The 23,530-nt window shown below is 74.6% G+C and carries 19 protein-coding genes and 1 pseudogene; 6 read left to right on the top strand and 14 right to left on the bottom strand.

Translation table 11 applies throughout. The features are described from left to right. Nucleotides 1–135: 135 nt before the first annotated feature. From H1D33_RS10045 to H1D33_RS10010, 8 genes are all read right to left on the bottom strand, one after another. The gene (locus tag H1D33_RS10045) at nucleotides 136–858 is read right to left on the bottom strand and encodes an FkbM family methyltransferase (RefSeq protein ID WP_181572808.1); all 723 of its coding nucleotides are present in this window, start codon (nucleotides 856–858) and stop codon (nucleotides 136–138) included. A 525-nt stretch (nucleotides 859–1,383) separates the two neighbouring features. Beyond that, on the bottom strand, nucleotides 1,384–1,764 hold the full coding sequence (locus H1D33_RS10040) for a YccF domain-containing protein (RefSeq protein ID WP_181568324.1): 381 nt from the start codon (nucleotides 1,762–1,764) through the stop codon (nucleotides 1,384–1,386). Nucleotides 1,765–1,851: 87 nt separating this feature from the next. Next, nucleotides 1,852–4,677 (bottom strand): DUF5682 family protein, encoded by a 2,826-nt coding sequence (locus H1D33_RS10035; RefSeq protein WP_181568325.1) that lies wholly within the window; start codon nucleotides 4,675–4,677, stop codon nucleotides 1,852–1,854. Beyond that, the gene (locus H1D33_RS10030; RefSeq protein WP_181568326.1) at nucleotides 4,674–5,786 is read right to left on the bottom strand and encodes an ATP-binding protein; all 1,113 of its coding nucleotides are present in this window, start codon (nucleotides 5,784–5,786) and stop codon (nucleotides 4,674–4,676) included. The genes H1D33_RS10035 and H1D33_RS10030 overlap by 4 nt, the downstream gene beginning before the upstream one ends. A gap of 13 nt (nucleotides 5,787–5,799) precedes the next feature. Next, nucleotides 5,800–7,125: a VWA domain-containing protein gene (locus H1D33_RS10025; RefSeq protein ID WP_181568327.1), complete on the bottom strand. Its 1,326-nt coding sequence runs from the start codon at nucleotides 7,123–7,125 to the stop codon at nucleotides 5,800–5,802. Next, on the bottom strand, nucleotides 7,122–8,519 hold the full coding sequence (locus tag H1D33_RS10020) for a hypothetical protein (RefSeq protein ID WP_181568328.1): 1,398 nt from the start codon (nucleotides 8,517–8,519) through the stop codon (nucleotides 7,122–7,124). Before H1D33_RS10020 ends, H1D33_RS10025 begins: the two co-directional genes overlap by 4 nt. Further along, entirely contained in the window at nucleotides 8,519–8,989 is a 471-nt protein-coding gene (locus tag H1D33_RS10015) for a hypothetical protein (protein ID WP_181572809.1), read from the bottom strand. Before H1D33_RS10015 ends, H1D33_RS10020 begins: the two co-directional genes overlap by 1 nt. A gap of 161 nt (nucleotides 8,990–9,150) precedes the next feature. Next, entirely contained in the window at nucleotides 9,151–10,149 is a 999-nt protein-coding gene (locus tag H1D33_RS10010; RefSeq protein WP_181568329.1) for an alpha/beta hydrolase family protein, read from the bottom strand. A gap of 118 nt (nucleotides 10,150–10,267) precedes the next feature. On the opposite strand from H1D33_RS10010, the gene H1D33_RS10005 reads away from it, so the two are divergent. After that, nucleotides 10,268–10,447, top strand: coding sequence for a hypothetical protein (locus tag H1D33_RS10005; RefSeq protein WP_181568330.1), 180 nt, complete (start codon nucleotides 10,268–10,270; stop codon nucleotides 10,445–10,447). Between the two features lie 25 nt (nucleotides 10,448–10,472). Next, on the top strand, nucleotides 10,473–12,317 hold the full coding sequence (locus H1D33_RS10000; RefSeq protein WP_181568331.1) for an HEXXH motif domain-containing protein: 1,845 nt from the start codon (nucleotides 10,473–10,475) through the stop codon (nucleotides 12,315–12,317). 49 nt (nucleotides 12,318–12,366) lie between these two features. Here H1D33_RS10000 and fxsT read toward each other — a convergent pair whose 3' ends face one another. From fxsT to H1D33_RS09990, 4 genes and pseudogenes are all read right to left on the bottom strand, one after another. Continuing rightward, nucleotides 12,367–15,087 carry an FxSxx-COOH system tetratricopeptide repeat protein gene (fxsT, locus tag H1D33_RS30290; RefSeq protein ID WP_414685534.1) on the bottom strand — a complete coding sequence of 907 codons (2,721 nt, stop codon included), beginning with the start codon at nucleotides 15,085–15,087 and terminating at the stop codon, nucleotides 12,367–12,369. Nucleotides 15,088–15,243: 156 nt separating this feature from the next. Further along, nucleotides 15,244–16,431: pseudogene (locus H1D33_RS30285) on the bottom strand (SAV_2336 N-terminal domain-related protein); the annotation flags it as partial. Next, nucleotides 16,320–17,336, bottom strand: coding sequence for a MoxR family ATPase (locus tag H1D33_RS30280; RefSeq protein WP_181568333.1), 1,017 nt, complete (start codon nucleotides 17,334–17,336; stop codon nucleotides 16,320–16,322). The pseudogene H1D33_RS30285 and the gene H1D33_RS30280, both read right to left, overlap by 112 nt. Further along, entirely contained in the window at nucleotides 17,333–18,817 is a 1,485-nt protein-coding gene (locus tag H1D33_RS09990) for a VMAP-C domain-containing protein (RefSeq protein WP_181568334.1), read from the bottom strand. Before H1D33_RS09990 ends, H1D33_RS30280 begins: the two co-directional genes overlap by 4 nt. Nucleotides 18,818–19,139: 322 nt before the next feature. Between H1D33_RS09990 and H1D33_RS09985 the strand changes: the two genes are divergently transcribed. The 3 genes from H1D33_RS09985 to H1D33_RS09975 are packed head-to-tail and all read left to right on the top strand — an operon-like array spanning nucleotide 19,140 to nucleotide 21,073. Further along, a complete protein-coding gene (locus tag H1D33_RS09985; protein WP_181568335.1) occupies nucleotides 19,140–20,282 on the top strand; it encodes an acyl-CoA dehydrogenase family protein in 1,143 nt (380 codons plus the stop codon). A gap of 9 nt (nucleotides 20,283–20,291) precedes the next feature. Next, on the top strand, nucleotides 20,292–20,507 hold the full coding sequence (locus H1D33_RS09980; RefSeq protein WP_013286269.1) for a DUF433 domain-containing protein: 216 nt from the start codon (nucleotides 20,292–20,294) through the stop codon (nucleotides 20,505–20,507). A gap of 59 nt (nucleotides 20,508–20,566) precedes the next feature. After that, on the top strand, nucleotides 20,567–21,073 hold the full coding sequence (locus H1D33_RS09975) for an Lrp/AsnC family transcriptional regulator (protein ID WP_181568336.1): 507 nt from the start codon (nucleotides 20,567–20,569) through the stop codon (nucleotides 21,071–21,073). On the opposite strand, the gene H1D33_RS09970 is transcribed toward H1D33_RS09975, so the two are convergent. Next, nucleotides 21,003–21,614 (bottom strand): histidine phosphatase family protein, encoded by a 612-nt coding sequence (locus H1D33_RS09970; RefSeq protein ID WP_181568337.1) that lies wholly within the window; start codon nucleotides 21,612–21,614, stop codon nucleotides 21,003–21,005. The genes H1D33_RS09975 and H1D33_RS09970 overlap by 71 nt on opposite strands. 156 nt (nucleotides 21,615–21,770) lie before the next feature. Between H1D33_RS09970 and H1D33_RS09965 the strand changes: the two genes are divergently transcribed. Further along, entirely contained in the window at nucleotides 21,771–21,965 is a 195-nt protein-coding gene (locus H1D33_RS09965) for a CsbD family protein (protein WP_181568338.1), read from the top strand. Between the two features lie 66 nt (nucleotides 21,966–22,031). On the opposite strand, the gene H1D33_RS09960 is transcribed toward H1D33_RS09965, so the two are convergent. Continuing rightward, on the bottom strand, nucleotides 22,032–23,438 hold the full coding sequence (locus tag H1D33_RS09960) for a KamA family radical SAM protein (protein WP_181568339.1): 1,407 nt from the start codon (nucleotides 23,436–23,438) through the stop codon (nucleotides 22,032–22,034). Nucleotides 23,439–23,530: the final 92 nt, after the last annotated feature.

Here is a 23,530-nt window from a genome sequence, read left to right as displayed (position 1 = left end):
ACGTCAATAACGGGCCGGTAACGAAACATGCCTAAGTTCGACACCTGAAAAAAGTGGCCAGGCAGCGGATGCGTCGATCAAGCCGGTGAGCAGCGTCGATGCAGTGCGATCGGCAGGTTCCGGTGTGGACGGTGCTCAGCTTCGCGCGTACACGTCGCCGGCGTTCGCCTCGTGCGGCAACCCGTCCAGATACGCCGCCACCGCGCCGGCCGGCCCCCAGCCGGGCAGCGCGAACGTCGTCTCGTCGCCGAGCGCCACCGTGAACGCGGTGAAACCGAGCGTGGTCAGCCGCTCCAGACAGTGCCCGGCCAGGTCCCGGGTGATCGTGGTGAACTCGAACGACAGCGCCGGCACCGGGCGGCTCAACCCGGCCAGCACGGCGTCCTCGAAGCCCTCCACGTCGATCTTCACGAACGCCGGCCGGCCGTACGCGTCGACGAGCGCGTCCAACGTGGTGCCGCCCACCTCGATCTCGTCGTCCCAGGTCTGGCCCTCCCAGCCGGCGGCCCGGTCGGCGGCCCGGACGAAGCCGGGGGAGGCGGTGGAGACGGTCGGGTTGGCGGAGTTCACGTGCAGCCGGACCGGTCCGGTCGTCGCTCCGCAGGCCGCCTCCACCACCGTCACCGCGTCGTCGCCGGCGTGCAGGGCGCGCAGCACCCGGGCGCACAGCGGTTGCGGCTCCACCGCGACCACCCGGGCGCCGAGCCGGCGGAAGCTGGCGAGCCGGTCGCCGACGTGCGCGCCGACGTCGAGGACCAGGTCGCCGGCACGGACCAGCGGGGCGTAGAACGCGTCGAGCGCCGCCTCGCGTGCCGGGTCACCGTGGTAGAAATCGAGCGACCGGCGCAGGCCGGCCATCGCGGGATCCGCCCTGAGCGCCTCGAGCACACCCTCCCGATCTCCCACCTCACCGACGGTAGTCACGGTTCGCCCACCGTGAGCCGGGTTCACGTCATCCGACCACCACGCTATCCTCCTAGGATGCTCTAGGCGGTGTGACCAGGCCCGGCACGGGGCCCGAAGCGGGCGAACGCGGATCACCGGGGCCGCCGGGCGGAGTTCGCGGGCTGACCGAGTCCTCGCCACCGGACAGCGCCCGGGTCACCCGCTCGTCCGCCTCGCCTTTCGACTTGAGAGCGCGGGCGACTCAGGGGGCGGCCGTCCAGCGACTCGCTCACCGGGGCCAGCGGTGTCCGCCGCCCCGGCCTCGACTGTCCCTCTGGCGTCGTGCCGCACGGCGGTGTCCACCGCCCGGCCTCGACAGGCCCTCTCGCGTAGTGACGCACTCCCGCGCCGGGCGGTGCGTCCGGCCGCGAAGCCGAGTCGCCTCCGCTCTCAGCTCGAAAGGCGCCGGGCAGGGGTGCCGCCGGGTGGCCCGCCGGGTCAGGGGGTCTCGACGACCTCCTGGCCGAGCGGCCAGAGCGCGGCCGGGACCAGCTTGAAGTTGGCCACCCCGAACGGGATGCCGATGATCGTCACGCAGAGCGCGACCCCGGCGAGGATGTGCGACAGGGCCAGCCACCAGCCGGCCAGCACCACCCACAGCACGTTCGCCAGCCCGGACGGCACCCCGGCGCCCGGCTTCGGCACCAGCGTGCGGCCGAACGGCCACAACGCGTACGAGGCGAGGCGCAGCGAGGCGACACCGAACGGGATGGTGACGACCAGGACGAAGCAGATCAGGGCGGCCACGCCGTAGCCCACGGCCAGGACGAGGCCGCCGCCGAAGACGAGCCACAGCAGGTTCAGCAGGAAGCGGATCACCACTCCATGGTGCCCGCCGCCGGCAACCGGCCCGAACCGCGACGGGCTACCGTCGGGCTGCGGCCCGGTCCGCCGCACGGCCCCCGGTCACCCCGTACCGGCCCCGGTGCGGTCCGGCGTCAGCAGGGCCGCCACGGCGCGGGCGGTGTCCGGATGCGCGGCGAGCAGCGGCGACCCGCCGTCACCGGCCGGCCGGCCGGGCCCGGCGAGGGAGCGCCACGGCCCGTCGCAGCCGAGCAACGCGGCCACCGCGTCCACGGCATCCGGGTGGTCGACCAGCAGTCCGGCGAGCGGACCCGTGGACGCCTGCGGAGTCGGCGCCGGCGCGGTGGGCGCGGCGACCCACGGTGGTGTCCAGGCGTCCAGCGCGGGAAGCGTGGCCGGGAAGGTGCGCTCCGCCTCGCGGACCAGCAGCGGGACCAGCTCCGGGCCGTGCTCGCGCAGCGTGGTGATCAGGGTGGGCAGCCAGGGCAGCAGCACCGGATCGGGCAGCCCGGCGAACGCGGCGGACATCGTCTCGACCACGAACGGCGCCAGCCCCGGCACCGGGTCGAGGGCATGCACGAACCCGGAGAGGTAGTGCGGGAACGCCGGCACCACAAGCGGGTTGGCCAGCAGCTCGGCGCAGCGCTCGCGCAGGTGCGCCAGCGGCAGCAGGCCGAGCTGGTGGCGAGCCGCCCAGAGCAGCGCCAGCTTGGCCGGCGCCTCGGGGTGGGCCTGCGCGACGGCCAGTTCGAGCTGCGACCGGTCACAGCCCAGCGACAGCGCGAGGCTCTCCATGCTGAACAGGAAACCGAGCATCGCGCCGACCTGGCGGACGCCCGTCGTCTCGTCGACGAACGCGGTGGGCAGCAGCGTGCAGTAGTGCGCGTAGCCGGTGGTGACGAACGCCCGGCACCAGGCGGGCAGCGCGGGCGCGGTGGTGCGGTGGTGGGCGAGCAGCCGGCGGATGCGCCGCAGCACCTCCGGCGCGTCGTCGACGGTGCGTTCGGCGGCGAGCAGTTCCACCGCCCGCGCGCCGAGTTCGTCGACCAGGCGGGGGCTGTCGAGCAGCCGGATGGCATCCTCGACCGCGGCGAGCGCGCGGGCGGCGGTCGCGTCCGGGCCGCGCACGGCGCGACGCAGCCGCTGCTCCAGCACCTGCTCGACGGTGACGCCCTCGTAGCCCAGCTCGATCAGGGCGCGCTGGTTGCGGCCGAGGGCGAGGTCCCAGCTCTCCTGCGTGGAGCGGTGGCCGAGGCGGCGTTCGCCCATGATCGGGCGGACCGCGTCGGCGGGCAGCAGGTGCCGCAGCATCCAGAGCAGGTCGGAGCAGGGCGCCAGCGCCGGGTCGGCGCGCAGGTCGAGCAGCGCGCGTTGCACGGTGCGCCGTTCCAGGTCGAGGCCGAGCGGGTGGAGCCGGTCGAGGACGTCACGGGCCAGCGGCGGCAGGGAGTCGTAGCCGACCTGGCCGATCCGGTCGCCGCCGAGCAGGATCTCGCAGAGCCGGCGCACGTCGCGGCGGCCGGGCACCACGTCCTTCTCGATGCAGGTGACCGCGGCGTCGGCGAAGTCGTACGGCGTGGGCCGGGCCCGGTTGCGCAGGTTGGCCAGCAGGATCGACGTCTCGAACACGGCGATCGCGTCGGCGGTGCTGGCCAGGTAGCCGTTGCGGCGGGCGAGCCGGACGATGTCGACGCACCAGCCGCGCAACTCCGCCTCGTCCAGCTCGTCGAGCGCGGGTGGCGCGGCGAGGAAACCGGTGAGACGGTCGGTGCTCGTGTCGGCCGGGGCGCCCGCCGGCGTGGCGCGGGCGCGGCGGCCCTTCTTCCCGGTCTGCTGCCCGGCCAGCCGGTACGGGGTGAGCCGGGTGCGGCCGATCGCGGCGGTCCAGTTGGCGGCGGCGATGGACACGGTGCCGGGGGCGAGGCCGAACTGCGCCTCGATGGCGGAGTGGCTGGACGGGATGAGGCCGTAGCGCCAGCGGGTGCCGGTGCGAGGGCTGATCGGGAAGTCCGGCGCGGTGGAGTCGAGGCCGAACTGTTCGACGTGGCTGGCGGCGTGGAAGGCGCCGCAGACGTAGAGGCAGTCGGCCGGGTCGGCGCCGGTGGCGGCGAGGTGCTGGCGCATCCGCGTCCACATGTGGCGCTCGCGGTCGGAGTCGCGGTCGTCGCGGGCGGACCGGGCCGGGCGCAGCCGGCGGAACAGGCTGCCGATCAGCACCATCACCTGGCGGTAGGTGTCGTGGTCGGCGTCGGCGAGGGGGCGTTCCACGTACTGCTCCCACCACTCCGACCAGTGCCGCACCTTGCCGTGGTGCAGCAGGTAGGACTCCAGTTCGGCGAACCGGGGGCGCAGGTCGCCGATCTCCACCCCGATCGCGTCGCCGTGCAGGGCGCCGTCCTCGTCGGTGGCCGGCGTCGGGTCGGGACCGGTCGGCCGGTCGTCGCGCGGGGTCCACTGGTAGACGTGGTCGGTGGAGCGGTCCACCAGCACCAGCTCGACGCCCGGGGTGTCCAGCGCGTACGCGATGGCCTGGTATTCCGCGGAGGCCTCGGTGACCGGTGCGATGACGCTCAGCGGGCTCCACTCGGTGGGGAAGCCGTCGAGTTCGGTGGCGAACGCCTGCACGGCCACCGGCAGGCGGCAGTTGCGCAGCTCGTCGAGGAGCGGGCGCAGGTCCTCGCAGAGTTCGAGGTAGATGACCTTGGGTGGGCGGGCGCGCAGCCGCCGGACCATGGCCAGCGCGGACGCGGGGGAGTGGTGGCAGACCGGGAAGATCTCCAGCCGTTCGCCGAGTGCCCGGTCGACGTCGTCGACCATGCCGGCGAGGATCCCGGCGAGCGCGTCGGGGGAGTCGGCGAACGCGGCAGCGGCGTCGGTGAGCTGTTCGCGCAGCGCGCCGAAGAGGCCGGTCGGTGCGGGGGCGGTCACGACAGGGACGCGATCGCCTGGCGGCCGCCGTCGAGGAAGCCGTCCCAGTCGCCGCCGTCGGCCTTGGCGCGCGGCTCCACGACGCCGTGCAGGTATTTGTTGAGGATGGCCAGGTCCTCGGGGCTGCGCCGGGCCAGCGAGCCGACCAGCGAGCCGGCCAGGGTCTGCGCGCGCAGGGTGCGGTCGCCGAAGAACTGGCTGTGCAGGACGGCGTCCTCCAGCACGCCGATCTGCTCGGCGGTGGACAGCGCCGACTCCAGCTTCTCGTCGTCGCTGGTGGCGGCGGACGCGGCGGCGCGCAGGTCGGCGAAGCTCTGCAGCAGGATGCCGAGCAGGGTGGGGGGCACCTCCAGCTCGATGCGGTGCCGGCGCAGCAGCTCCTCGGTGCGGAAGCGGACGATCTCGGCCTCGCTGCGCTTGTTGGTGACGACCGGGATGCGGACGAAGTTGAACCGGCGCTTGAGCGCGGAGGACAGGTCGTTGACGCCGCGGTCGCGGCTGTTGGCGGTGGCGATGATCGAGAAGCCGGGCTGGGCGAAGACGATGTTGTCGTCGTTCAGCTCCGGGATGGAGACGTACTTCTCGGACAGGATCGAGATGAGCGCGTCCTGCACGTCGCTGGTGGAGCGGGTCAGCTCCTCGAAGCGGCCGATGACGCCCTGCTCCATGGCGGTCATGATCGGCGAGGGGATCATCGACTCGCGGGACTGGCCGCGGGCGATGACCATGGAGACGTTCCAGGAGTATTTGATGTGGTCCTCGGTGGTGCCGGCGGTGCCCTGCACGACGAGGGTGGAGTTGCCGCAGATCGCGGCGGAGAGCAGCTCGGCGAGCCAGCTCTTGCCGGTGCCGGGGTCACCGATGAGCAGCAGGCCCCGGTCGGAGGCGAGGGTGACGATGCTGCGTTCGACGAAGCTGCGGTCGCCGAACCACTTCTGCGGGATCTCCCGGTCGAGGCCGTCGGCGCGTTCGGAGCCGAGCACGAACAGCCGGACCATGCGTGGGCTCAGGCGCCAGGAGAACGGCTTCGGCCCGGTGTCGACCGACTCGAGGTAGGCCAGCTCGTCGGCGTACTTGACCTCGGCGGGGGCGCGGAGCATGTCGGACATCAGGGGTGCTCTCCTAGGTGAGGAAGTTCTTCAGCTCGGCGACGAGCTTGCGGATGTGGCCGGAGATGACGGGCGTGCCGAGGTCCTTGAAGCGCTGCCGGAACCACGGGTTGACGCTCTGGTGGCCGGAGCTGTTGACCGAGCCGACCGGGATGAACCGCACCCCGGAGCGGTGTACGGCCTCGATGCCGTCGAACAGCGGCTGGGAGCGGTCGAACTCGTAGAAGTCGGAGATCCAGACCAGCACGGTGTTGCGCGGCTCGGCGATCTTAGGGCGGGCCAGGGCCATGGCGACCGGGCCGTCGTTGCCGCCGCCGAGGTTGGTGCGCAGCAGCACCTCGAACGGGTCGTGCACCCAGGGGGTCAGGTCCAGCGCCCGGGTGTCGTACGCGATCAGGTGCACGTCGACCTTGGGCAGCCCGGCGAAGATGGAGGCCAGGATGGTGCAGTTGACCATGGAGTCGACCATCGAGCCGGACTGGTCGACCACCACGATGAGTCGGGCCGGGGTGGTGCGGCGGGCGGTCTGCCGGTAGTAGAGCCGGTCGACGTAGAGGCGCTCGTCGTCCGGGCTCCAGTTGGTCAGGTTCTGCCAGATGGTGCGGTCCAGGTCGAGGTTGCGGAAGACCCGCTTGGGCGGCACCGACCGGTCGACGGCGCCGACGGTGGCCTGCGCGACCTGGGTGCGCAGCACCTCGGCGACCTGGTCGACGTAGCGGCGGATCAGCGACTTGGCGTTGGCCAGCGCCACCCCGGACAGGTTCGCCTTGTCCCGCAGGAGCTGCTCGATCAGGGACATGCTCGGGGTGAGCCGGGCGGCCAGCGCCGGGTCGGCGAGCACCTCCCGCAGCCGCATCCGCCGGACCAGGTCGCCTTCCAGCCCGGCCAGCGTGGCGCCCAGGCCGGCGCCCTCGCGGCGCAGCTCGCCGGGCGCGACGCCGCACGCCTGCTCGAACCAGCCGGCATCGGCCTGCCAACGCGCCAGTTGCCCGGCGCTGACCTCGCCGGCGCCGGTGGCGAACACGTTGAGCAGCAGTTTGGACGCCAGCGCGGCCCGGCGGACCTCGGCCTCGGCCGGGTGGAACGGCCCGTCGTCGGCCGGCGTCTCCCGGTCGGCGGCGAGCAGGTCGCGCAGCTCGGCGGCGAGCGCCGGGAAACGCTGGACGACGGTGTCGACGGAGACGGTCGGGTCGAGCAGCGCGGCGGGCAGGCCGAGGTCGTCGACCACGGCGACGCTCGCGGACTCCAGCGTGGGCTGCTCGTCGGGGCTGAACAGGCGGGCGAGCAGCCGCCAGTAGAGCACCTGGCGGCGGTTGGCGTGGGTGCGGTCGTCGGTCATCGGCGCAGCAACCGTCCCGCGCGTTCGCGCAGCACGGCCACGGCGTCGCCCGCCCTGGCCTCGGCCTTGGCGGCCTTCGCGTCGGTGACGCCGCATGCCCAGTCGCCGTTGTGCGCCTCGACGGTCTGCCGCTTGACCGTGGCCCGCACCGCGAGCGGTTGCAGCAGCCAGCGGCCGTCGTCCCAGCGCAGCAGGCCGAGGCAGGTGGTGGCGGTGGCCAGCAGCGCCGGGGTGAGCGGCCCGGCCGCCGGCAGCCGGTCGACGGCCAGCGGGATCACCGCGCCGTCGAGGTCGACCGTCGGGCCGCCGTCGCCGTCACGGTCGACCCGGCCCTCGACCAGGACCGGCTCGGCGATCGCGGCGGGGTGGCGGTGCAGCGGCGGGGTGGCGGCGGCGGTCGCGTCGGCGAGCAGGACCCGGGCCGTGGCGAACGGGTCGGCCGGCTCGGCGAGCGCCGCGCGGGCGTCGACCCAGTGCAGGTCGCCGCCGTGCGCGGGCAGGTCGGTGACGGTCAGCGCGCGCCGCTCGGCCAGCGCCTTGAGCAGCACCGGGTAGGCCTCCAGCAGCCGCCAGCCGGCCGGGCCGACGATGGTGGCGACCTTCGCCGCGCCGACGGTGACCCGGACCAGCCGGACCGCGCCGCCGCCGGCCGGTTCGAGCAGGGCGTGCAGTTGCACCTGGAACGCGGTGTCGTGTTCGTGCACGTCGACGCCGAGCGGCAGCAGCCGGCCGGACACCGGCTCCGCCGGCGTGGTCTCCGCGGTGGCGCCGGCGGCGAGCAGCACGGCCCGGCTCCACAGGTCGGCCCACCGGCGGGCGGGGACCCGGGTCGGGTCGGTCACCGGCAGGGCGGCGCGCAGCTCGGCGGCGAGGCCGTCGAGCAGCACCGCGAGGCGGCGCAGCGCCGGCTCGGCGAGCGCGGCCTCCACCGGCGCGGCGACGCCGGAGAGCAGCTCGTGGTCGGCGCCGCGCCAGCCGGCGAGCGCCAGCTCGTGCAGCCACGCCCGGGCCCCGGCGCGGGCGGGCGCGGCGTCCGCCGGCCCGCCGGTGGCGGCGGCCGATGGGACACGGGACCGGTGCAGCGCGGTGTCGAGCCGCTCCAGCAGCGCGTCGTGGACGGCGCCGAGCAGCGCGGCGCGGGCGCCGGCGAGCACGGCCAGGTGCTCCTCGGTGAGCGCGCCGGTGGTCGCGGCGCGCACCGCCTCGGCGACGCGGTCGGCCAGCGGGGTGCCGGCGACCGCGTCGGCCAGCGCCGCCCAGGCGGCGGCGTCCGGTTCGGCGACGCGGGCCAGGCCGCGCACCAGCGTGTCGTCGACGGCGTCGACGACGGCGAGCGCCTCGGCCAGCCCGGCGGGCGCGTCGGCGTCGAGCCGGGTGAGCTGCGCGGCGAGCATCAGCGCACCCCCGCCGTGGCCGGGAACCAGTGCAGCTCGGGCACCGGCGTGGTGGTCGGCGGCACCTCCAGGTAGGCCAGGTGGCTCAGGAAGCGGCTGAACACCACCGCCGCCGGGCCGGGCTCGTGCCGCGCCTCGGTGCGGGCCAGCAGCTCGCCGCCGGTGTCGACGCCGTCGCCGACGTCGACGCGCAGGTAGCGGGCGACCTGCGCGACGCCGTACTGCAGGACGGCCTCGTCGGCCAGCGCGTGCAGGTGCTTGCAGAGCAGCGTGCCGCGCAGGCCGCCGCAGGGCCGGTTGTTGTTGGTGCTGCAGTTGACCGCGTGGCTGCCGGCGGTCACCGAGGAGACGTAGACCCGCTCCACGTCGGACCCGCTGGACACCACCCCCTGCAGCCGCCCGTCGGCCAGCTCCACGAAGGGCACCTTGGCCAGCTTGCGGGCTCGCGCCGGGGGCGCGACCCGCAGCACGCTCCGCCGTCGCCAGGAGGCGTCGGTGGGCTCCGTCATCGTCTCGACCTCCCCGCCGGCGGCCGGCTCCGGGCACGCCGGAACGCCGTCGCCGGCCCGTGATCCGTGCCGTTGTGACGACTAGGATCATGGACCACGGGTACGACAGGAGCGCGCCGGGCTCACCCGGCGTCGAGCGCCACCAGCCGGGGCCGCAGCTCGGCCACCACCGGGTGCTCCGGTGCCAGCAGCGCCAGCGCGTCGGCGAGCGCCCGGCCCGGCGCGAGATGCCGGTACGCGCGCAGCGTGTCGAGCGCCGCGAGCAGTTCCAGCCGGGCCGGGCCGGGCCGGGTGAGCTGTTCGCGTACCCGCAGCGGCAGCCGCGCGTAGGCCTGGGCGCGGAACGCCGGGTCGGTCATCCCCGGCACCGCGAGCAGCAGGTCCACCAGCTCGCCGTCGGCGCGCGGGTGGGGGATGGGGGCGGCCGGCGGCCGGTCGTCGTCGCCGGCCAGCCGCAGCAACTCCTGGCGCAGCACCCGGTAGGACCGGTGCTCCGGCGAGTCGGGCCGGACGATGGTGAAGTGGTCGCCGGGCAGCACGCCGGCGTCCGGGAACACGCTGCGGGCGGAGGCCGGCGACACCACGGCGTCGCTCTCGCCCGCGAACGCCAGCACCCGGGTCGGCGACCCGGGCGGGTGCACGATCCGGTGCAGCACGGCGCGCTGGGCGTCCAGCACGGCGGCGTTCAGCGGCCGGAGTTGCCGCTCCTGCGGGTTGGCGCGCAGCAACGCCCGCCGCGCGGCGAGCCCGAGGTCGGATCCGGCGGTCGGGCAGGCGTACATCAGCAGCAGGCGGATCCGGGCCAGGTCGGCGTCGTCGTCGGTGAGCATCCGGGCCAGCGCCCGCTGCGCCACCAGGCCGCCCTGGCTGTGCGTGACAAGCGCCAGCCGGGGCCGGTCGGCCAGGTCGTGCCGCAGGAACGTGCGCAGCCCGTCGGCGACGTCGTCGAACGTCGGCACCTGGCGCAACGGATGCCAGGACAGCAGCGAGGTGGCGTAGCGGAACGCGTGGGTGTCGACGTCGCCGAGCGCCGGGTCGGCCCGGATCAGGTCACGGAACGTCGCCCACACCTGGTCCGAGGACAGGAAGCCGTGGACGAACACCACAGTGGTTCTGGCCACGGCGTCACGCTAGCACCGCGCCGCACGCGGCGTGGCGCGGCGGAAACCCCGCGCCACGCCGGGATTCTTCGGCCCGCCGAGCGTCCGGGAGGCCCGCCACTATGGATAATGACTCCCCGTGAATCAACCGTACGCTGTCGACGTCGACTCGGAGCTGATCGATCTGAAGCCGGTCGATCTCGCCCTGCTTCCCGAGCTTGACCAGGAGATTCTCGGTCCGGTCATGGGCCGGTTGCTGCGCCGTGTCGACGATCCCGAGAGCATCACCAGTGGTTACAATCCGCAACGACTCGACTGATCTCGCCCACCCGGGTGGAGGAAGCATGACCGTCACGCAGCCGATCGACGAGCTGGACCGGCACCGGCTCGACCGCCACCACTTCGGGGACCTGGCGGCGGGCGGCGGCGACGCCGGGACCGTCGAGGAGCTGCTCGCCGCCGAGCACAGTTGGCGGCTGCTGCAGTTGCGCGCCGTGCTCGACGCGGTGGCCGGCACGCCGGAGGTGGCGGGGCCGCTGCCGCCGGTGGCCGAGGCGTGGGCCCTGCTGGTGGCGGCGCAACGCCGCGCACCGGCCGAGGTCGACCGGCTGATCGCGCACCCGCACGTCGGCACCTGGGCGGGGTACGTGCTGCGCCGGCTGCGCGGCTCCACCGTCACCGCCGACGGCCCGCTCTGGGCCGACCTCGGCTACCTGCACGCCCTCGCGGCCGTGGCCGGCGTCCGCGCGGGCCTGTCGTTCGCGTTGCGGGTGCCGGTGCGCGACGGGTTCGCCGCGCTGCCCACGCTGGGCGGCGCCGTGCTGCCCGCCCCGCAGCGGTGGACGGTGGCCGAGGTGGCCGGCGCCGACGGCGCGGCGACCGTCACGCTCGACGGCCACCGGGTCGCCTTCGACCGGGCCGGTGGCGGCGGCGACGGCTGGTTCGCGCTGCCCACCGTGCGGGCCGAGGCCGGCGGCCGGACGCTGACCGTCGGCCTGGACTTCCTCGACCCGTACCGCAATCTGCGCAGCCCGACCCCGCCGGACCTGGACACGGTCGCGGCCGTCGACCGCTGGCGGACGCTGCTCACCCAGGCGTGGGAACTGCTCGTGCGGGTCTGCCCGGAGCGCGCCGCCCCGATCGCCCGCGGCCTGTTCTCGGTGGTGCCGCAGCGCCCGGCCGAGCGGTTCCGCACCATGAGCGCGTCGGCCGGGGACGCCTTCGGCAGCATGCTCATCTCGGAGCCGGAGGACGCGCCGGAGCTGGCGGTGACGCTGGTGCACGAGTTCCAGCACATCAAGCTCGGCGGCCTGCTGCACCTGACGCCGCTGCTGACCGCCGAGCCGCCGCACCGGCTCTACGCGCCGTGGCGGGACGACCCGCGCCCGCTGGGCGGCCTCCTGCAGGGCGTGTACGCGTTCGTCGGGATCACCGAGTTCTGGCGGGCGTACCGACCGGTGGCCGCCGGCGCCGGCGGCCCGGTCGCGCACTTCGAGTTCGCCCGGTGGCGGCGGCAGGTCGCCGCGACGGTGGCGATGCTGCGCGCCCGGCCGGAGCTGACCGACGTCGGCCGGCGCCTGCTCGACGGCCTGGCCGCCACGGCCGAGACCTGGCGGTCGGAGCCGGTGCCGGCGGAGGTGCTCGCCGCGGCCGACGCGGCGGTCGACGACCACCGGGCCCAGTGGCGGCTGCACCACCGGCGCCCCGACCCGGCGGTGGTGCGGGCGTTCGCCGACGCCTGGCGGGCCGGCGCGGCCCGTCCCGACACCGACGGCGCGGACCCGCCGGTGGTGGCGGACGCCGCCGCGCGCCGGCTGGACACCCGCGCGGTGCTGCTGCTGTGGCGGCTCACCGACCCGGAGGGCTTCGACCGGCTGCGCAAGGACCCGTCGACGGTCGGCGAGCGGGTCACCGGGGCCGGTCCGGCCGACCTGGCCTACGCCGCCGGCGACACCGCGCACGCGCACCACCTGCACCTGGCCGAGCTGGCCGCCGGGCCGGGCAGCCCGTCGGCGTGGGCCGGGCTGACGCTGACCAGCGCCGCCCTGGGCCTCGACGAGGCGGCGGCGGCGCTGCGCAGCCGACCCGAGCTGGTCCGCGCCGTGCACGGCGCCCTGCTCGCCGCCGGCTCGCCGGCGGACCCGGTGGAGCTGGCGGCCTGGATCGGGCCGGCCCCGACCGCCGGCTGAGCCGCCCGGCCCCGGTGGCGGTACGCGAGCCGCCGCCGGGGCGGGCCGGCTACAGCGGCATCGGATCCAGGTCGCAGTCGCCCCGCACCGCCGGGTCCAGGCCGGCGCGGGTCGCCGGGTGCGCGTCGCCGAGCGTCCGGTGGAACGTCGGCCCGATCTCGTCGAGCAGCGCCCGCCCCTCCGCCACCCGCTCCAGCGCGATCAGGTCCATCGCCAGGTTGCCCAGCGCGATCAGCGTGGTCGGGTGCTCCGGCCCGAACACCTCCCGCGCCCGGTCCACGGTCGCCCGGTCCAGCTCGTACGCGGCCCGGTGCTCGCCGAGCACGTAGAGATCGTTGCCGAGGTTGATCGAGGCGGCCAGCACCAGCGGATGGTCCGGCCCGAGGCGGCGGGCGAGCACGGTCAGCCCGGCCTCGTTGACCGACCGGGCGAGCGCCGCGTCGCCGCGCAGCCGGTGCACGATCGCCGCGTTGGCGCGGGCCGCCACCGTGTACGGGTGCTCGTCGCCGAAGAGCCGGTGGTAGCTCTCGGTGATCTCCTCGCTGAGCCGGGCCGCGGAGTCGAGGTCGCCGGTGGCGCGCAGGTCGACGGCGAGACCGAACGCGGCGAGCAGGGTGTCCGGGTGGCCCGCGCCGTAGCGGGCGGCGAAGCCGTCGCGTACCTCCTGGGAGAGGTCGCGGGCGGTGACGTGGTCGCCGGCCTTGCGCACCGCGGAGGCCAACCGGCGGCGGGCCAGCAGTGTCTGGGTCTGCGCGCTGCCCCAGACCAGCGGCAGCCGGTCCACCACGTTCTGCATCTCCGCCCGGGCGGGCAGGTACTCGCCCAGCTCGCGCCGGTCGATGATGAGGTTGAGGTGGGACTCCAGCGTCTGCGCGTGGTCCTCGCCGAACAGCAGCACCCGGTGCGCGTAGGTGGACCGGTCGACGGCGAAGGCCCGTCGCATGTCGCCGGTCAGGCGCAGGCTGACCGCGAGGTTGTGGGCCGCGTTGAGGGTGCTCGGGTCGTCCTCGCCGAGCAGCACCACGTGCCGGCGGTAGACGTCCTCGTCGATCTCCAGGGCCTGCGCGAAGTCGCCGGCGACGCGCAGGTCGGCGGCGACCGCGCCGCGGGCGCTCAGCAGCTCCTCGGTGTCCTCGTCGCTGGCGCTCTCGTGGGCCCGCAGGATCCGGCTGTTCAGCTCCCGGGCCTCGGAGTGCCGGCCCAGGCGGTAGAGCATGAAGCCGAGCCACTGGCCGATCCGCAGCGTGGTCGCGTCGGTCTCGCCGAGCCGCTGCCGCCAGGTGTCGTAGGCGTGCCGGGACAGCTCCAGCGACGCCTCCATGTCGCCCCACCAGTAGAGGTAGCGGGCCTCGTTGTAGATGAGCTGGTGCACCCAGCCCTGGGCGGACTCGACCGCGCCGGAGACCAGCACGTGCGGGTAGAGGTCGGCGTAGCTGGGCCAGTTGGCCGGCGTGTCCGGGTCGTTGCGGTCGCCGGTGGCGAGCAGCCGGTGGGCGCTGGCCCGCATGGCGTCGCGCTCGCCGGCGTTCATCCGGTCCAGCAGCACCGCCTGGATCAGCCGGTGCATCTGGATCGAGTTGGTGCGGTGGATCACCCGCGCCAGCGCGTAGCGGTTGATGTCGCGGATGGCCCGGCCGAGCCGCATCGGGTCGCGCAGCGCGCCGTTGAGCTCGGGGTGGATGTCGGCGTTCTGCGCGCCGCTGAACAGCGTGCGGGGGATCGGCTCGGGGGCCAGGAAGGAGCACACCTGCAGCAGCCGGAACGCGGCCGGGTTGGCGACCACCAGCCGGTCCAGCGAGACGTTCCAGGCGGCCGCCACGGGCAGTTGGTAGTCCATCGGCGGCGCCTGTTCGAGCAGCTCGACGCGCTTCTCCTCGAACAGTCGCAGGTATTCCTCGGCCGGCATGCCGGTCTCGGCGCGCCAGGCCGCCGCCTGTTCCAGGGCCAGCGGCAGGTCGCCGAGCGCGTCGGCCAACCGGTCGGCCTGCTCGTCGGTGAGTTCCGGGCCGCGCCGGCGCAGCAGCTCGACGCTCTCGGCGCGGGTGAAGACGTTCACCTCGAGGGTGCGGGCCATGGTCGCCCACTGCGGGTTGCGTGAGGTGATCATGATGCTGCCGGAGCCGCCGGTGGGCAGGTAGGGCAGCAGCACCTCCGGGCTCTCCGCGTTGTCGAAGATCAGCAGCCAGCGCGGGTAGGGGCGGCCCAGCCGCAGCGCCTCCTGCACCGCGAGCCGGGCGCTGCCCACGTCCGGCCCGGCGGTCAGGTTCATCCGGTGGGCCAGCTCGACCAGGGAGGCGCCGATCTGGGTGGCGCGTTCGGCCGGGATCCACCAGATCAGGTCGTACTCGCCCTGGTGCTGGTAGACGTATTCCACGGCGAGGTGGGACTTGCCCACGCCGCCCATCCCGTGCAGGGCGTGCGGCAGCACCGCCGTGGTGCCGCCCTGGATCTGCCGGTGCAGCAGGGTCAGCAGGTCGGCGCGACCGGTGAAGTTGGGGTTGCGCGGCGGGACGTTGCCCCAGACGGCGGGAGTCCGGCCGGGGGTGCTGGCGTCCACTGGGGTCGTCGACAATCCGGCTCCTTCAGCGGGGACGCTACGGTGGGGGACGTCGGCTTCTTCGCCTCCACCCATGATGACATTCGTGCCCCGCGATGCGGGAGTGTCGCGGACGTCGCGTTCGTCCGGCGTGTCCTGCTCCAGCGCGGTGCGCAGCCGCCGGGCCCGCCCCAGGTAGCGGCCGGAGAGCGCGCGCAGCACCGCCATCTCCACCCGGGCGTCGGCGGCCGGGCCGGGCAGGTCGAGCGGGACGCCGTCCGGGTCGGACAGCACCGGCCCCCACGCGGCCAGCTCCGGCCGGTCCGGGCCGAGACGCGCCGCGAGGGCCCGCAGGATCCGTACCGTCTCCGCCCGCCGGCCGATCGCCAGCAGCTCCTCCCGGACGCCGGGCCGGAAGTCGACACCGAGCCGGCTCGGCCCCGGCTCGACCAGCGGGCCGGTGAGCACCTCGGCCAGGTGCACGTCGCCGGCCTCGGGCACCACCTCGTCGCGGACCGCCGCCACGGCCGCCGGGTCCAGCGGCGCCGCGGCCAGCCCGGTGGCCAGCCGCAGCGCCGTCGGGGACGCCCAGGAGACGAACTCGCGGACCGCCGCCGCCGGATCCCACCGCGGCGGGGGACGCCGGTCGGGAGGTCGCGGCGGCCGGGCGTACGCCAGGACGGCCGGCAGGTCGACCCAGCGCGGATGCCGGCCGGCGACCAGGTCCACCCAGGCGGCCAGCCAGCGGGGCCGCAGCTCCACCACCGGCACCGGCACCGCGTCGGGGTCGGCCGGGCGACCGGCGTCGGTCCACGCGCGCAACGGGTCCGGTTGCCGCCACCACAGCCGCGAGTTCGGCGCGCCGGCCCGGGGCGCCCGCAGGCCCAGCCGCTGCGCGGCGAACCCGCCCCGGTGCCACATCTGCTGCGGCAGCAGGTGCACCACCGCCACCGGCTGGCGTCGCGCCCACGCGTGCAGGTGCGGCAGGGCCGCGCCGCTGCGCCAGGCCGGGGCGGCCCCGTCGGAGAGCACCAGGACGATCCGGTGCCGCCGCACCGCGGGCAGTCCCGACGCGGCGGGCACGGCCGGACCCCGCCGGCCGCGCCGCAGCAGCACCTCCTCGGGGCGGGTCCCACCGGTGGCGAGGTGGCACACCTGCACGTCGTGGAAGGCCATGTGCCGGCGGAGCAGGGTGGTGAAGGTCCGCACCCGGGCCGACCAGACCGTCATCGAGGGGTGCTCGTCCACCACCAGCACCACGTCCCAGCGGGCCCGCGCCGCCCGCCGCAGCACCGGCCGGGCCAGTCCCGCCTCGGCCTGGGCGGCGGTGGCCTCCTGGTCGTACACGAACAGCTCCCGCGGCGAGACCAGCCGCCGGAACGGACGCAGCACGTCGGCGAGCGACTCCTCGCCGGCGGTCGCGGCGCCGGGGTCGGCCGGGCCGGCGGGGAGCCGGGCCGGCCGGGTCATTCCGGGTCCGCCGTCGGCCCGCCGCGCCACAGCACCTCGGCGAGCCGGTCCCAGTCCGCGGCGTCGTCGGCGTCGGCGGCGGCGAGCTGGACCGCGTCGAGCAGGTGGTCCAGGGTGGGCGCCTCGGGGCCGTGCCGGCGCTCCAGGTACGCCCCGACCAGCCCGGCGGCGCCCGCGGGCCGCTCGGCGAAGTGCGCGTCGACCATCTGCAGCAGGGTGGTCTCGTCCGGGTCGGCCATCCGCAACCGCAGGCAGTGACGCAGGAACGCCGGCGGGAACACCCGGTCCTCGGTGCAGGTCATCACCACCAGCGGGAACTCGTGGCAGCGCACCCGCCCGGCGCGTACCGTGGCCCGGCCGCCCGGGTCCGCGGTGTGCACGGTGACCTCCGGGCTGTGCTCCGCCGCCCGGACCAGCTCGGGGATCTCGAACCCGCCGTCGTCGAAGACGGTGCGCAGTTGCTGGGGCAGGTCGATGTCGCTCTGGTCCAACTCGTCGACCAGCAGCACCCGGGGTGTGCGGTAGGGCAGCAGCGCGGTGCCCAGCGGCCCGAGGCTGAGATGCTCGCCCAGCTCGTCGCCGATCGCGCGGTCCGGGCTGCGGCCGGCGCGGACCCGCCCGAGCGGGTCGTGCTGGTAGAGGCCGGCGCGCACGGTGTCGTGGGTGGACACCGGCCAGTGCAGCACCCGGCCCAGGCCGAGTTCCCGGGCGATCCGGTAGGCCAGGCTGGACCGGCCGGACCCGGCGCGACCGGTGACCAGGAGCGGGCGGCGCAGCAGCAGCGCGGCGTTGACCACGTCCACCTCGCGGGGGTCGGGGTGCCGGGCGGCCGTCGCCGCGCCGAGCCGGCGCTCCAGGTCCGGGTCGTCGGTGGCCGCCGGCGGCTCGTCCGGCCCGCCGTCGAAGGCGCGCCAGCGCGGCGGCGCCGGCCAGCGGCGGTCCCGCTCGGCCGGGTCGAGCGGCTCCCCGGTGCCCCGGTAGACCCGCCACCCGGCGGTGCCCGGGGCGCTCACGACGACCGTCCCGGCCGGTCGTCGGGCCGGTGCAGCTCGGGGGTGCGTTCCGGGTCGTCCCAGAGCACCACCAGGTGCCGGCCGCTGTGCCGGTCGGCGTGCGGCTCCAGCGCGAGCGCGTCCAACCGCGCCCGCCGGGCGTGCACCGGGAGGCGCGCGATGCGTCCGTCGGCGGTCATGTCCCGGATCTCCTCCCAGAACTCCGTGTCGGACGGGCGGGTGCGGTGCCAGACGATCACCGGCAGCCCGGCCCGGAGGGCGGTCATCACTTCCTTGAACCCGAGCGGGTTCGACGGCGTCGGCGGGGCGCTGAGCAGCAGGGTCGACCAGCGCGGGTCGGCGGTCAGCTCGGCCTCCAACCGGGTCAGGTACGCCGAGCCGTCCGGCCGGCTGCGGAACAGCCGGCTGTGCGCCGGCTCGGCCTGCAGGTGCTCCCACCGGCGCCGCCAGGCCCGGTGCCACTCCGGTTGCCGCAGCCGGTTGAGGCTGCGCACCACCACCGGGTAGTCCATCGCCAGCACCTTCTGTTCCAGGTGGACGCTCGCCGGCTCCTTGCGCCACCAGGCGACGTCCTCGTTGAGCAGTTCCACCGGCAGGACCAGTTCCACGGCGACGTCGGCGCGCCGGTCGGACCACTCGATCTCCATCTGGTGGACGATCCGCTCGACGGTCGCCTCCAGCTCGGCGTACGCGACGTCGGTGAGCTGGCCGTGCCGCCGGGAGTGCCACCCCTGCGCGCCCTGCCACTGCCGGTAGTGCGAGACGGTGTAGCCGGCGCTGCCGGGGGCCAGGTCCGGCTCGACCTGGACGACCAGGTAGACGTACGGCTCGGGGGTCTGGTCGCCGGCGTTGACCTGCGCCCGCCGGCGGTCCAGGTCGGCGGTCAGCTCCAGCAGGCTGGCCCGGCGCCGGTTGCGGTGCCGGATCACCCGGGCGGTCTCGGTGTCCACCTCGTGCTCCAGCAGCACCAGGAAGAGCATGTTCGGGGGCAGCCCGCGCGGCGGGTCGTTCTGCCCGGAGAGGTAGACGAAGACGTCCCAGGCGGTGACGCACCAGGACGGCGGCGTGGCGGTCTTGTGGTCGGTGGCCCGCTGGTAGAGCCAGCCGAGCGACTCCGGGCGGTGCGCGGTCAACGCGGGTCGCAGCTCGGTCCAGTCCTCGGCGGCCAGCACCTCGAAAAGGTCGACCTCGTACCGCAGCCGGTGCAGCGGGCCGAGTTGGGCGGCGGCCGGTTCGAACAGCGCGACCACGCCGATCAAGGCGGCCAGGTCGTCGAGGCAGACGCGCGCCACCTCGATGCTCTGGTCGCGGGGGTTGGCGTAGTCGTTGACGCCGTGCTGGGCGAGCCGTTCGCGGAGCCTGCCCACCATCAGCCGGCGGCTGTCGGGCTCCTGGAGCAGGCGCATGCCGGAGAGCAGGTCGACCAGTTCTTCCTCGACGCGGCGTCGCTGGGCGGCGCCGGGGGACGGAAGCTGCGTCATGGGCCATCCGGTTCGTCGCACGGCGGGGGTCGGAGGTCGGCCGGTGCGGCCACGCCGGCACGGCGGCGGGCGGCGGCGGACGTCCATGATCGCAGCGGGGGTGGCGGTCTCACGTCGACTGTCCGGTCCCCGACATCGTTGGCATCGGTATCCTCCGATTCATCGTGGCGGAGCACGCACCATTCTGACGCCGTGGTCAAGTGCCGACCACGGACGGTGGTCGCGGGTGGACTGCCGCCGAGGCCCAAACGACCGTTAAGCTTGCAGGGGTCCGTACCCGGACGCCGCCCCGGCTCACCCACCCCACGGAGCTCATCGCGCTATGGACGTCGACCGGATCCTCCCCACCGACGAGGCCCACGACCTGCTGGACCTCGCCACCGAGCTCGCCGACCGGGAGCTGGCCCCGCGGGCCGCCGGCTTCGAGGAACGCGCCGAGTTCCCCCGCGACGTGCTGCGCACCCTCGGCCGGGCCGGCCTGCTCGGCCTGCCGTACGCCGAGGAGCACGGCGGCGCCGCCCAGCCGTACGAGGTGTACCTGCAGGTGCTGGAGATCCTCGCCAGCCGGTGGCTGGCCGTGGCCGAGGCGGTCAGCGTGCACACGCTGTCCTGCTACCCCCTCGCGCAGTTCGGCACCGACGAGCAGCGCAAGCTGCTGCCCGACATGATCGGCGGGGAGCTGCTCGGGGCGTACTGCCTCTCCGAGCCGCAGGGTGGCTCGGACGCGGCGTCGCTGACCACCCGGGCGGTGCGCGACGGCGACGACTACGTGGTGACCGGGACCAAGGCGTGGATCACCCACGCCCGGGTCGCCGACTTCTACAACATCTTCTGCCGCACCGGCGGGCCCGGCCCGAGGGGCATCTCCTGCCTGCTGGCCGACCGGGGCACGCCGGGCATCCACCCGCAGGCGGCCGAGCGCACCATGGGCCTGCACGCCTCGCCGGTGGCGCAGGTCGCCTTCGACGACGCCCGGGTGCCCGCCGAGCGGCTGGTCGGCGGCGAGGGCGCCGGCTTCACCATCGCCATGTCCGCGCTGGACTCCGGCCGCCTCGGCATCGCCGCCTGCGCGGTGGGGCTGGCGCAGGCGGCGCTCGACTACGCGGTCGGCTACGCTCGCGAGCGCCGGCAGTTCGGCCGGGCGATCATCGACTTCCAGGGGCTCGGGTTCAACCTGGCCGACCACGCCACCGGGATCTCCGCGGCCCGCGCGCTGATGCTGGCCGCCGCGCGGCTGCGCGACGCCGGCCGGCCGTACTCGATCGAGGCGGCGAAGGCGAAGCTGTTCGCCACCGACCTGGCGATGCGGGTGACCACCGACGCGGTGCAGGTGCTCGGCGGCGCCGGCTACGTCGCCGACCACCCGGTCGAGCGGTACATGCGCGAGGCGAAGGTGCTGCAGATCGTCGAGGGCACCAACCAGATCCAGCGACTGGTCATCTCCCGCGCCCTGGCCAAGGGCTAACCTGTCGCGGTGACCTTCCCCCGGATCACCGTCGACCCCGACGTCATGGGCGGCGCGCCCTGCGTGCGGCAGTCGCGCATCCCCGTGGCCACGCTGCTGGCCATGATGGCCGAGGGCATGTCCGTCACGGACATCCTCACCGACCTGCCGTTCCTCGACGAGGAGGACATGGCGGAGGTGCTCAACTACGCCGCCGACGCGGTCCGCGACCGGACGGCCCGCTGAGCGTCACGACGGCGGGGCGGGTACGCCCTGGGAGCGCTATCTCCGGTAGGTTGCACCGCGTGGAGGACATCGACCGCGCCATCGTCGCCGCGCTGACCGGCGACGGTCGGCTGTCGTACACGGACCTGGCCGAGCGGGTGGGGCTGTCGGTGTCCGCCGTGCACCAGCGGGTCCGCCGGCTGGAGCAGCGCGGCGTGATCAGGGGCTATTCGGCCCGCGTGTCGTTCGAGGCGCTGGAGCTGCCGCTGACCGCGTTCGTGGCGATCCGGCCGTTCGACCCGTCGCAGCCCGACGACGCGCCGGAGCGGCTGGCCCACCTGCCCGAGATCGACTCGTGCTACTCGGTCGCGGGGGAGGACTTCTACCTCCTGCTCGTGCGGGTCGCCGGCCCGGCCGACCTGGAGCGGCTGCTGCAGGAGATCCGCACCTCCGCGAACGTCACCACCCGCACCACGGTGGTGCTCTCCACGCCCTACGAGAACCGGCCGCCGAAGATCAGTGCCGAGCTGCCCGGTCGGCCGCGGTCGCGTTCGGCGTCGGAGCCGGCAGGTTCCACCGCTGGATGACCGGGCGGCCGTGCTCGTGACCGAGCACGCTCAGCGTCGCGGTGTCCAGCCGCAGCAGCCCGCCGGCCGACGGCGGCAGCCCGATCCAGCGCGCCCCGAGCACCCGCAGGCTGTGCCCGTGCCCGACCAGGGCGACGCTGCCGCGCTCCAGCAGCGGGGCGACCCGGGCCAGGACGCGGTCCAGGCGGGCGGCCACCTCGTCCGGTGACTCGCCGCCGGGTCCGCCGTCGGCCCAGATCGTCCAGTCCGGCCGTTCCTCGGTGATGGCCGCGGTGGTGCGTCCCTCGTACTCGCCGTAGTTCCACTCGGCCAGGTCGGGGTCGGTGGCGTCGACGGTCAGCCCGGCGAGGTGCGCGGTGCGGGTGGCGCGTTGCCGAGGGCTGGACAGCACCCGCACGAAGCGCCGGCCGGCGAGCAGGGGAGCGAGCGCGCGGGCCTGCCGCTCGCCGTCGGCGGTCAGCTCCAGATCGGTGTACGAGGTGTGCCGGTGGCTGGCGCTCCACGCGGTCTCGCCGTGCCGGATCAGCAGGATCTCGTTCACCGGCCCAGTCAACCACGCCTGCCGTGCCGGCACCGGAAGCCGTTCTGACCTATTGTCCTAGGATGCCTTACGCGATGTGCGCCGGCCGACGACGTTTCCCGAGCCCGGCACCGGGGACGCAAGCCGGGCAAGCCGCGACCCGACGAGGAGGGCGACATGAGCTTCACCGACAAGGCGAAGAACAAGGCCCAGGAGATGAGCGGCATGGCCAAGGAGCGCATCGGCGACATGACCGACAACGAGCGGTTGCGGGCCGAGGGCGCCGGCGAGCAGAGCACGGCGCGCGCCAGGCAGGCCGGGGAGAACGTCAAGCAGGCCGGCCGCGACGTCAAGGACGCGTTCGAGAAGTGACCACGAACGAAGGCGGGCCACCGGAGTACCGGTGGCCCGCCTTCGCGGTGTCCCTGGGGGTGCGGGTCAGTCGTCGCGGTGGGCGCGCCACCAGGCCTGACCGGCCTCCGGCAGGGTGTCGATCGGGTCGTAGTAGGCGTAGCGCTTGTTGAGCGCCTCCAGGTCGGCCGACTCGATCGAGGTGCGGTAGTTCTTGGTCCAGTAGGAGATGCCGCGCTCACGGTCGTAGTCGGTGAGCATGTGCACCCAGCGCTTGCCGACGAACGGGACGTCGCAGACGATGCGCGGGGTGGCGTAGCCGGGCAGGTAGCCCATGATGTCGTGCTGGAGCTGCTGGGCGTGCCAGACCGGGACCCGCCAGTGCTCGGCGTTGGGGATCAAGTCGCACATGTAGAAGTAGTACGGCAGGATGCCCGCCTCGCCCTGGAGCGCGAAGCAGAGGTCGAGCAGGTCGGCGCTGGTGGCGTTGACGCCGCGCATGAGCACGCCCTGGTTGCGCACGTCGCGGACGCCGACGTCGAGGGCGGTCTGGGCGGCCTTGGCGACCAGCGGGGTCAGCGACTGGGCGTGGTTGACGTGGGTGTGGATGGCCAGGTTGACACCGCGGCGGGCGGCGGTGCGGGCGACCCGCTCCAGGCCCTCGACCACGTCGGGCTGCAGCCAGTGCTGGGGCAGGCCCATGAGGGCCTTGGTGGCGAGCCGGATGTCGCGGATGGTCCCGATCTCGAGCAGCCGCATGAGGTACGACTCGAGGTTCTTCCACGGCACGTTGGCCACGTCGCCGCCGGAGACGACCACGTCGCGGACCCCGGGGTGGGCCTTGAGGTAGGCGATGTGGGCGTCGTAGCGGTCGACCGGCTTGAGGGTGAGCTTGAGCTTGTCGACGGCGGGGGTGGAGTTGCCGACGAGGTCCATCCGGGTGCAGTGGCCGCAGTACTGCGGGCAGGTGGAGAGCAGCTCGGCGAGAACCTTGGTGGGGTAGCGGTGGGTGAGGCCCTCGGCGACCCACATGTCGTGTTCGTGGAGGCTGTCGCGGCTGGCGTAGGGGTGGGACGGCCAGTCGGTGCGCCGGTCGGAGGCGACCGGGATCATGTAGCGGCGGACCGGGTCGGCGAGCAGCGCCTCGGTGGTCATCGGCGCGAACGGCACCATCGTGTTGATCATCTGGGGCGGCACCAGCATGGACATGGTGGCCAGGGCCTTCTGGTCGGCCTCGAGGTCGGCGTAGAAGGTCTCGTCGACGAGGTCACCGAGGACCGTGCGGAGCTGCTTGATGTTCTTGACGCAGTTGACGCGCTGCCACTGTGCGCTCTCCCACTGTTCCCGGGTGACGTGGCGCCAGCCGGGGAAGCGGGTCCAGTCGGGTTCGACCAGGGGGGCGCGTCGGTATTCGTAGGGCTGTCCGGCGGTGGGAGCGGCGACCGGCGTGGAGCGGGGCGTCGGGATGGTCTCCACCGGTTGGGTCTGGGTCACGGCCCCTCCTCGTCGTGGTGCGGGTTGATCAACCTTGCGAAGGCTACTGGAAAATCTGCGGTGAAGAAATTAGTCTGCCGTAAGTTTTCCCG

Origin of the sequence: Micromonospora ferruginea, assembly GCF_013694245.2 — a bacterium.
Lineage (GTDB): Bacteria > Actinomycetota > Actinomycetes > Mycobacteriales > Micromonosporaceae > Micromonospora > Micromonospora robiginosa.
Note: the sequence above shows the minus strand (reverse complement) of the source record. Positions and strands in the feature narration are given on the sequence as shown.

Bases quoted from the DNA above. Each gene is read 5' to 3' on its own strand.
- H1D33_RS10045 (WP_181572808.1), bottom strand. From the start codon at position 858: ATGGCCGGCCTGCGCCGGTCGCTCGATTTCTACCACGGTGACCCGGCA.
- H1D33_RS10030 (WP_181568326.1), bottom strand. From the start codon at position 5,786: ATGTCCGACATGCTCCGCGCCCCCGCCGAGGTCAAGTACGCCGACGAG.
- H1D33_RS10025 (WP_181568327.1), bottom strand. From the start codon at position 7,125: ATGACCGACGACCGCACCCACGCCAACCGCCGCCAGGTGCTCTACTGG.
- H1D33_RS10020 (WP_181568328.1), bottom strand. From the start codon at position 8,519: ATGCTCGCCGCGCAGCTCACCCGGCTCGACGCCGACGCGCCCGCCGGG.
- H1D33_RS10000 (WP_181568331.1), top strand. From the start codon at position 10,473: ATGACCGTCACGCAGCCGATCGACGAGCTGGACCGGCACCGGCTCGAC.
- H1D33_RS09990 (WP_181568334.1), bottom strand. From the start codon at position 18,817: ATGACGCAGCTTCCGTCCCCCGGCGCCGCCCAGCGACGCCGCGTCGAG.
- H1D33_RS09985 (WP_181568335.1), top strand. From the start codon at position 19,140: ATGGACGTCGACCGGATCCTCCCCACCGACGAGGCCCACGACCTGCTG.
- H1D33_RS09965 (WP_181568338.1), top strand. From the start codon at position 21,771: ATGAGCTTCACCGACAAGGCGAAGAACAAGGCCCAGGAGATGAGCGGC.